The sequence below is a fragment of the SAR324 cluster bacterium genome (genome assembly GCA_029245725.1).
GTDB lineage: Bacteria > SAR324 > SAR324 > SAR324 > NAC60-12 > JCVI-SCAAA005.
Genome location: JAQWOT010000211.1, coordinates 1 through 9287 on the forward strand (window position 1 = coordinate 1; position 9287 = coordinate 9287).

8 protein-coding genes and 1 pseudogene are annotated in these 9287 nt (G+C 51.8%); 3 read left to right on the forward strand and 6 right to left on the reverse strand.

The features are described 5' to 3' along the window. On the forward strand, nt 1-1176 hold a 1176-nt coding region (locus P8O70_11395; GenBank protein MDG2197476.1), incomplete at its 5' end, for an NAD-binding protein. Between the two features lie 13 nt (nt 1177-1189). On the opposite strand, the gene P8O70_11400 is transcribed toward P8O70_11395, so the two are convergent. From P8O70_11400 to P8O70_11425, 6 genes are all read right to left on the reverse strand, one after another. Next, the gene (locus P8O70_11400) at nt 1190-1822 is read right to left on the reverse strand and encodes a hypothetical protein (GenBank protein MDG2197477.1); all 633 of its coding nucleotides are present in this window, start codon (nt 1820-1822) and stop codon (nt 1190-1192) included. 147 nt (nt 1823-1969) lie between these two features. Next, on the reverse strand, nt 1970-3292 hold the full coding sequence (locus P8O70_11405) for an amidase (protein ID MDG2197478.1): 1323 nt from the start codon (nt 3290-3292) through the stop codon (nt 1970-1972). A gap of 29 nt (nt 3293-3321) precedes the next feature. Beyond that, nucleotides 3322-4473, reverse strand: a complete 1152-nt coding sequence (locus P8O70_11410; protein MDG2197479.1) for a sodium ion-translocating decarboxylase subunit beta — start codon at nt 4471-4473, stop codon at nt 3322-3324. 430 nt (nt 4474-4903) lie between these two features. After that, on the reverse strand, nt 4904-6715 hold the full coding sequence (locus P8O70_11415) for a biotin attachment protein (GenBank protein MDG2197480.1): 1812 nt from the start codon (nt 6713-6715) through the stop codon (nt 4904-4906). Nucleotides 6716-6728: 13 nt separating this feature from the next. Beyond that, nucleotides 6729-6974: an OadG family protein gene (locus P8O70_11420; GenBank protein MDG2197481.1), complete on the reverse strand. Its 246-nt coding sequence runs from the start codon at nt 6972-6974 to the stop codon at nt 6729-6731. Between the two features lie 282 nt (nt 6975-7256). Next, nucleotides 7257-7685 carry an OsmC family protein gene (locus tag P8O70_11425; protein ID MDG2197482.1) on the reverse strand — a complete coding sequence of 143 codons (429 nt, stop codon included), beginning with the start codon at nt 7683-7685 and terminating at the stop codon, nt 7257-7259. 247 nt (nt 7686-7932) lie between these two features. Here P8O70_11425 and P8O70_11430 point away from each other — a divergent pair. Together P8O70_11430 and P8O70_11435 are read left to right on the forward strand one after the other, a co-directional pair. Beyond that, a pseudogene (locus P8O70_11430) lies at nt 7933-8901 on the forward strand (NAD-dependent epimerase/dehydratase family protein). 42 nt (nt 8902-8943) lie between these two features. Beyond that, on the forward strand, nt 8944-9287 hold a 344-nt coding region (locus P8O70_11435; GenBank protein ID MDG2197483.1), incomplete at its 3' end, for a hypothetical protein.

Here is a 9287-nt window from a genome sequence, read left to right on the forward strand (position 1 = left end):
GTTTCTGCCGGCATGCTGCTGGATATTGGTTATCTCTGGGAACATCTTGGGCTGGTGCTGGCTGTCTTGCTGGCTGTCTTGGTCTTCAAGTTGTTCATACTTTTGGTGGTGGCGATTCTCTTGGGAATGCCGCTTCGCACAGCGTGGATTGCGGGATTTGGTTTGTGTCAGGTAGGTGAGTTTGCCTTTGTGCTCAACACAACGGGTAGCCGCTTCCAGCTGTTGAGTCCGGACAATGAACAACTCTTCCTGACCGTGATCGTCCTGACGATGATGCTCACCTCTTTCCTGATTGCTGGATCCCCGCAATTGACGCAGTCCCTACTGCACCTGCCCTGGCCTCGACGTCTGCGAGCTGGGCTTTACAAGGGCTTGCGCCTACAGATTCGTTCTTCTCGCTATGATCTGCAGGATCACCTAGTGATTGTTGGTTATGGAATCAATGGGCGTAACGTGGCTCGAGCTGCCAAACGTGCACAGGTACCCTATGTGGTTCTGGAAACCAACCCTGATACGGTTCGTAGTGAGCAGACCCTGGGTGAGCCGCTGGTTTATGGTGATGCTACCCAGAAAGCGGTATTGAACCGTGTAGGAATTCAGCAGGCAAGAACGGTTGTGGTAGTGATTGCAGAAGCGACGGCAACTCGACGGATCGTTTCAGCAGTCAGAGAACTCAATCCCAGCGTTTACCTGATTGCTCGAACTCGTTATGTGCGCGAGGTGGAAGAGCTACGCCACCTGGGCGCCAATGAGGTGGTTCCTGAAGAATTTGAAACGGCACTGGAAATCTTTGATCGAGTGTTGACTCAGTACCTCGTACCCCGTCCAGAGATCGATCATCTCGTCGAGGAAATGCGCTCCGGGAATTATGGTCTGTTGCGTCAGGAAGCCCTTCCTGAAACCACTGAGGTTTCTCAGGAACCCAACCTTCATCCAGAAATTCAAGTAACGACCTTGCTGCTGGATGCTGCCTGCTCCTGGAATGGTCAGTCTCTACAAGAAATCCATCTTCGTGCAGAACATGGAGTGAGCTTGGTAGCTCTTCGCCGACAGGGGAAAATGCTGCTGGATCTTTCGAGTGAAACCATCCTTCAGGCGGATGACGAACTGTTTCTAATTGGCTCACCAGAAAAAATGCGACAGGTTGCTCAGTTGCTGCGAATTGAGGCAGTCTGATTTCACTAATTTTTTAAAAAGTCCCTTCTGAGAATAAGAATTTGTAATCTTCTCGCTCTATCAACTCCGTTGCAAAAGTATCTTCTTTGAGTTTAGTGATGACAACACAACCAGAACCCCAATGCAGATGGCTTATAGCAAAGGAGTCTAGCTGATTGAAAAAGGACAGGAGAGCATCAACTTTTAATTGGTGACGATTCGGCCAATTACTCTGGGGTAATAAATCATCAATGAAGTAGAGGCCACCAACCACCAATGTGTTCAGTACTAAATGTAAGTGGCTGTACTTACCAGGCCAAGCATCAGCAAAAACAAAGTTGTATGCTTGAGGCCTACAAGAGCTCAAAAAATCTCCACCATCCTCAATAATAAATTGTAAGCCTTGCTTTGGACCAATGACTGATTGAGCTGCTTTGGAGTACTCTTCATTAACATCAACGGTATCTAATCGGCCTGCTTCCAGTACTTCGGCTAAAAACAGGGTGGAAAGTCCTGTGCCAAGCTCTAGCCAGTTTCCATGGCATCCTCTAGCCACTATGGCACATAAATTTGCCACTTCTAGATTACATGACATTTCAAAGCCCAACCTATGATTTATCGTCTTAATTTTTTCGATCTGAGGTTGAAGTTTTTGAATCAGATCCATTTCACTTCCTGACAACTGAAGATGATCTTGTAATGATATTGATGGTTTCTGATTGATATCCTAGCAGCTTCCTGAGCAGTAAGTTTTGAGCAACCCAAGACTCACTGAACTCAGAAAAGCAACAGAGGTGCTATTTCAGCAAACGAGTTAGCTTTGCTGCTCCCAGAGCCACTGGGCGACACGCAGTAAGTGAGCCTCGGCTCCACGCGGGGCGACTAACTGCATCCCAATTGGCATGCCGTTTTCTGCCTGGAAGAGGGGAAGGGTCAACGAGGGGGTACCGCAGAGGGTCCAGATTCCGTTGAAGACGGGGTCTCCAGTAGTGTTGCGGTTTTGGGGTGCATGATCCGGAGCTGAAGGCATCACCAGTACATCAGCCACGGCAAAGAGTGGTTCTAGTGTGCGGTTGAGGGCTTCTCGACTGGCAAGAGCGGCTAGATATTCGACGGCTGTGCGTTGTGCCCCCTGCTCCATCGCTCCCTGCACCTGTGAACTCAAGGAAGCCTGTCCTCGCTCAGCGTAGTGACCATAGTGATGCACTATCTCCACAAAGTTGAGCGTTTCCCGTTGCCGGATCGAATCCTGGAAGGCGGACGGCAGGTTTAGGTTGACAGCTTGATTTCCCAGAGATGACCGGAATTGCTCCAGCTTGCTGAGGGTCTGTGCAGAGGCTCGTTCCCAATAAGGAAGGGTGACAAAACCAAAGCGAGGAGCACTGACAATAGGCTGTTGACAGCTTTCCAGCAGCGAGAGCGTTGGCTGGGTCCCTGGAACAGGTTCTTGTCGCAATAAATCAGTGACAAGAGCGAGATCTGCCACGGAACGAGCAAAAACTCCAAGCGTGTCCAGTGTGTGTGACTGCATTAACACCCCATCCGTGGGCAGCAGATTAAAGGTAGGCTTGAAGCCAAAGACTCCACAGTAGGCAGCCGGTCGAATTACGGAACCACCAGTTTGGCTACCCAGCGCAACCGGGACCATCCCCGCTGCCACTGCTGCTGCTGATCCAGCTGAAGAACCCCCAGGAGTGAAGTCTGCACCATGTGGATTGGCGGTTCGGGCTGGGCACATGAAAGCCAGCTCCGTGGTGACCGTCTTGCCGAAGAGCACACCACCTGCTGCCAGCCATCGATCCACAACGGCTGCCTGACGAGTCGGAATCCGACCTGCATCTAGTACCGTGCCGTTCTCAGTGGGAATCCCTGCGGTGTCGATGATGTCCTTGAACGCCAGCGGCAACCCGTGGGCTGGTCCAACAGGACCACTCCAGGCAAACTGAGCATCCAGTCGTTGAGCCTGCTGGCGAATGTGTCCAGGTTCCAGCCAGGCAAAAGCTTGGATTTGGGGATCACGGGTAGCGACCTCTGTTAGCAATTCTTCACAGATGCTCTCCGCATTGCGAGCACCACTTTGGAGGGAATCACGCAGGCTGTTTGCGTCTGGTTGAGAGGTCAGGAAAGCAGGAGGCATGGAATTGTTCTCGGCAGCATAACAGATGTTCAAAGCATGGAGAGCAGCACACCAGCGGCAACAGCAGAACCAATCACTCCGGAGACATTGGGCCCCATAGCATGCATCAACAAGTGATTCTGTGGGTTGGACTGCAAGCCGACTTGGTTGACAACTCGAGCAGCCATCGGCACTGCAGAGACTCCTGCTGCCCCAATCAAGGGGTTGATCGGAGCCTCAGAGAGACGGTTCATCAGCCTGGCCATCAGTACTCCTGTCACAGTACCAATACCGAAAGCAATCATCCCCAGGATCAGGATACCGACGGTTTCCAAATTCAGAAATCGAGTTGCCAATAGCTTGCTGCCCACACCGAGTCCTAGGAAGATCGTGACGGTGTTGATCAGTGCGTTCTGCATCGTGTCAGATAGTCGATCCACTACCCCACATTCCCGGGCCAAATTACCCAGCATGAACATGCCGATTAGGGGTGCGGCGGAGGGGAGTAGCGCAGCACAGAGAATCAACACCAACAATGGAAAGAGGATCTTCTCCCGACGAGAGACGTAGCGTAGCTGCTTCATCACCATCCGGCGTTCCTCCTCGGTCGTGAGCAGCTTCATGATCGGTGGCTGAATTAGGGGAACCAGGGCCATGTAGGAATAGGCGGCAATCGCAATGGAGCCCAACAGTCGTGGCGAAAGTTGACTGGAGAGGAAAATCGCAGTTGGTCCGTCTGCTCCTCCAATGATACCGATCGAAGCAGCGTCTCGCAGGCTGAAGTCAATGCCAGGAACCACATTCAATGCCAGTGCACCAAGCAGGGTGGCAAAGATACCAAACTGGGCAGCAGCTCCTAGCAAAGCAGTCCGAGGATTGGCGAGCATCGGCCCGAAGTCGGTCATCGCTCCGACTCCCATGAAGATCAGCAACGGAAAGATCCCAGTGGTGATGCCCATCTCATAGACGTAGTAGAGCAGTCCTCCCGGTTCCCCCATCCCAGCTCCAGGAATGTTGGTCAGGATTGTACCAAAACCAATCGGTACCAGCAGCAGGGGTTCAAACTTCCGATTGATGCCCAAATAAAGCAATCCCATGCCAATCAAGATCATCAGGAGCCGACCGATCCCCTCTGACCAATCCAAGTCCTGTCCCTGAAAAATCTTAGTAACCCCTGTGGAGTTCCGCAGCTCCTTCAGCATGCCACTGAGCGTTGGTTCCTTGGTAATGGCAGGGTTGGTGTTCCCAGAATCGATGAGCAGGGGTTGAATTTCTAGCACCCCCAGTGACTCCTTTTCTTCGAAGTACAGGTACGGGGAAGGTTTCCACTCACGCAGGACACCCGAAGCACCGGCGCGTAGGGTGAGCTTGCCACCATCGGCTTGCTTCATCACGGCGAGGATGTCCCCAGCCACTACGTTATCACCCTGCTTGACCCGGACTTCCAGCACCTGCAGTCTGCCTTGGGCGGAGATGGTAACCTGATTTGAATCGGCCTGTGCGCTGGCAACACACGGCAACACCAGCAGCCAGAGCAGCCAAAGACTGATTGGTAGGAACCACAATCGGGAGAATCGTTGGTAGCTCAGCATCCCTGTTTTCATCATGGAAGTGTTGGGGAAAAGAGCAGTTTCAGTTAGAGATCGTCAGCAAGGGCTCACCCGCTTGTACTGTGTCTCCAGTGGATACGTGCAATTCCAAGATCTTACCAGCGACAGGAGATTTGACCTCGGACTCCATCTTCATCGCCTCCATCATTAGCAGCGTTTGGTCTTCACTGACCTGGTCGCCTACCTTGACCTCAAGGCGAAGAATGTTACCAGGAGTCGGTGCTTCAACTACTTGGCTAGCGGTGCTGGGAGCAGGGATTGTCGCAGGTTGCGTAGCAGGTGCAGGGCTGGCCGTTTGCACAACGGGGGTGGCCCCTCCTTCTGCAACATGAACCTGATAGGCTTTGCCATCAACGGTGATCGTGTAGTCACGTGGCCCCATTGCCGCTGGTGAGGCAGCTGGAACAGAGACCTTGGTCTTCTGGGTCTTGGCTTCTTCTACGCTCTTGCGGCGGATGTTTTCCTTGGCCTTGCCCTGTAGGAAGTCAATTCCTTTACTTTCGCAACTGGAGACAATGAAGACATTCTCATCATTGATTGGCAGACCATGTTCCTGCAACTTCTTCTCAGCAGCAGGTCGGCCATCCTCGAGGATATCCAGTGGATCACCATCGAAGACGGGTTTGTTCAATTGCTCGGAGGCCAGCTTGATGATCTCTGGATCGGGTGGTACTGGGGTTTTGCCGAAGTAGCCAAGGACCATGTTCCCGTATTGTGGATTGAGCTTCTTCCAGCGTCCTTGGGTAGCGTTGAGGTAGGCTTGTTGGAAATAGAACTGGGAAACCGGAGTGACCGAGGTACCGAAGCCTCCCAGCCGAATGACTTCCTCCATCTCCTTGATGACCTGAGGGTAGAGGTGCAGCGTACCGGTATCCCGCATCATCATCGTGTTGGCGGTCAGGGCTCCACCCGGCATTGGTGAGAAAGGAATCAGTGGAGAGACCATCCGAGACTCAGGTGGAATGAAGTAATCATTCATCGCATCCTCAAAGATCTCCTGAGCCTTGACGTACTTGAGTGGATCGATATCCAGCGTATAGTCGGTGCCCTTCATCGCATGCCACATTGTGAGGATGTCGGGTTGGGCTGTTCCACCACTGACAGGGCTCATCGCCAGATCAATTCGATTGATTCCGGCCTCGATGGCCGCCATGTACTGGTTGATGCCGATCCCTGCGGTGTCATGGGTGTGCAGGTGCAGCACCATGTCTTCCGGTACAATCTTGCGGGCGGCCTTGATCGTATCGTAGATCTTGCGCGGGTGAGCGGTTCCGGTTGAATCCTTGAAAGAAATTGAATCAAAGGGAATATCCGAATCCAGAATGTCCTGCAGCAGTTTGGTGTAATCTTCTGCACGGTGAGCACCTTCACAACCTGGAGGCAAATCCATGATGGTGATCACGATCTGGTGGTGCAGACCAGCGGCAGTGATCCGTTCTCCAGAGTAATGCAGGTTGTGCAGATCATTCAGGGCATCGAAGTTCCGGATGGTGGTGATTCCGTGTTTCTTGAACATCTGCGCATGCAGATCAATCATGTCCCGCGGTTGCTGATTCAAGGCAACGACATTGATGCCCCGGGCCAGCGTTTGTAGGTTGGCTTCGGGCCCAACCGTCTTGCGGAAGGTGTCCATCATGTCGAATGCCGACTCGTTGCAATAGAAGAAGAGGCTCTGGAAACGTGCGCCACCTCCAGCCTCAAAATGGGTGGTTCCTGCGTCTACAGCGGCTTCCAGCGCTGGTAGAAAGTCCTTTGTCGCCACACGTGCACCAAACACGGACTGAAAACCATCGCGGAAGGACGTGTCCATGAATTGAATGCGTTTTTTTGCCATGGTTGGTTGTTGATTAGGTGTTGATCAGTTGCTGTCGCTCTGCTTCGTACGCAGCAATCGCCGCGGCCAGGACAACGGTCGGGACTTGGGGTTCCTGGGGCGTTGGTTTCTTTGAGGGACGCTGCTGTCGCTCGGCTTCCTGCTGGGTATGTGATCGGTTCAGGATCTCGATCAGCTTGATGAAGGCAATCATCAACAGCAGAAAGAGAAATACCGTCAACATGCCCACAACCATTAATTTGAGTCCGGTGCTGAACATCTGAATCGTTCTCCAGAAGATGCGGAAAGCGTGAACCACGGAGCGGTTGGTTAACTTATTTGAGAAGCATCTAAGATAGTGATTTTTTTGCAAGTTGACATCTGGAATTTAACAGAAATGTCGAACTTGTGATTTGGGGCAGGGAAATTAGACAGGATTTCCAGAAGGGACAGATCATGAATCGTCAAGAATCTGCTCCACCCTCTTCGGTAAAAATATCAAAGAAATGAATAAGGAGAGTGTTGATGGTTGGTGTAGCATGACCCAATCCACTTTCCAAAATCACGATGCTTTGTCTTCTTGGGATTCAGCCATGATCTCATACGAATGTGTTACCCCTGCACCGGAGCGTCCCATGATGATTGAGGTGGCGCAATACTTTTCCTGGGATAGCTGAATAGTTCGTTGCACCTGGTGCTCACTAAGATTGGTACCACTCAGGATGAAGTGCAGGTGGATTTTGCGGAAGATACGAGGGTAGTCGTCTTCTCGTTCAGCTTCTATCTGAACACGGCAGTCCTGCACTTTTTGGTGGGCTTTCTTCAGAATACTGATCACATCAACACCTGTGCAGCCTTCCATCCCCATCAGCAGCATCTCCATCGGACTGGGGCCCTTGTTGGAATCTGGAGTATCGATTACTAAGGAGTGCCCTGTTCCAGACTCTGCAACAAACTTTGATTCTTCCAACCATTTGACTTCTGCTTTCATAAATTCTGCTTCTGCGATGGGTTACCAAGACAATAAAACAACTTTCAATCAGCATAGCACCAAGAGTAGAAAACAGAGAACGTCTGTGTTTCCATTGCTTGTGAACCGCTAAACAAGTACAAGGAGTGGGCAGTTCATAGGATGTGGCTAGAAGTTCAATTCATCGTTAGCCCAGGAAATTCATTGGATGTCTGTTGGAGGATTTCGATCCAGGTACCCAAAATGTGAAAGCAGGAAGGAGTGAGAAGTGTCGCGCATTATCATCATTGGTGGTAGTGGTCACGTAGGTAGTTATCTCGTATCTACTCTGGTTACAATGGGACACGAGGTCGTCAACGTGAGCCGTGGGATTTCAAAGCCCTATCGTGCCCACTCCGCTTGGGAGCAAGTGGAAAGTGTTATCCTGGATCGTACCGCTGAGGAGGCCAAGGGAGAGTTTGGGACAAAGATCGCGGCCCTGCGACCAGATATCGTGGTGGACATGATCTCCTTCGATCTGCCCAGTATGCAGCAGCTCGTTGAAGCATTTCACGGGAAGATTGATCACTACCTCTTCTGCAGTACAATTTGGGTCTACGGAAGCTTCACAGCAATTCCATCAACAGAAGCGGATCTGCCTAATCCGATTGAACCCTATGGATGAAACAAGGCAGAAATGGAAGCCTGGCTGGGAGAACAGGTGCGTCGCAGAGGCTTTCCAGCAACTAGCTTCCGGCCTGGTCACATCGTCAGGGAAGCCTGGCTGCCGATCAATCCGCTGGGGAACCTGAATCCAGAGGTGTTTTCACGGATTGCCCATGGAGAGGAACTGGTGTTGCCCAACCTGGGGCTGGAGATGATGCACCATGTGCATGCAGACGATGTTGCTCGCTGGATTCTTTGCGCCATTCACCATCGACAGGCGACGATCGGGGAAGCGTTCAACACAGTCTCCGAGCAGGTGCTGACACTTAAGGGCTATGCAGAGGCGATGTATCGTTGGTTTGGCCAGCAACCACGGTTCTCATTTCAGCCTTTCAATGAATGACTGCATAGTATGAGTGAGCAGGACGCTGCCGCTTCTCATGGGCATGTAATCCGCAGTTCCTGCCACTCGATCGAAAAGAGTCGTCAGCGTTTGGCTTACCATCAGCGCTACTCCAGCCTCGAGGCGATCCAGCAAGCAGTCCAGGTGCTGATTGCCCAGAGGAAAGTGACGGTTCCGACATCAAAATGAATTACCGAAAAGACTACTTTTGCACAACCAACCGAGACCTTAATGCCGATGGGAATGGTTCCGCTTTTCTTTGATCTTGACCACACCCTCTGGGACTTTGTCAGTAACTCCCACAAAACGCTGCGTGAGGGCTATGAGGTCTTCGCACTACAGGGCGTAGGTGTGATCGACTTCTCCGAATGGGTCCATGTGTTCGAGCGAACAAACGACTGGTGTTGGGAAGAGTACCGTCAAGGACGAATGGATAAAACCACACTGCGTTCAGCCCGTTTCGAGATAGCTTTGAAGACAATCGGCAGCACGGCTCCATCAGAACTCGCAAAGGAGCTGGACACACACTACATCCAGTATTCTCCAAAGCAGACAGGTCTGATCGATGGTGCCCT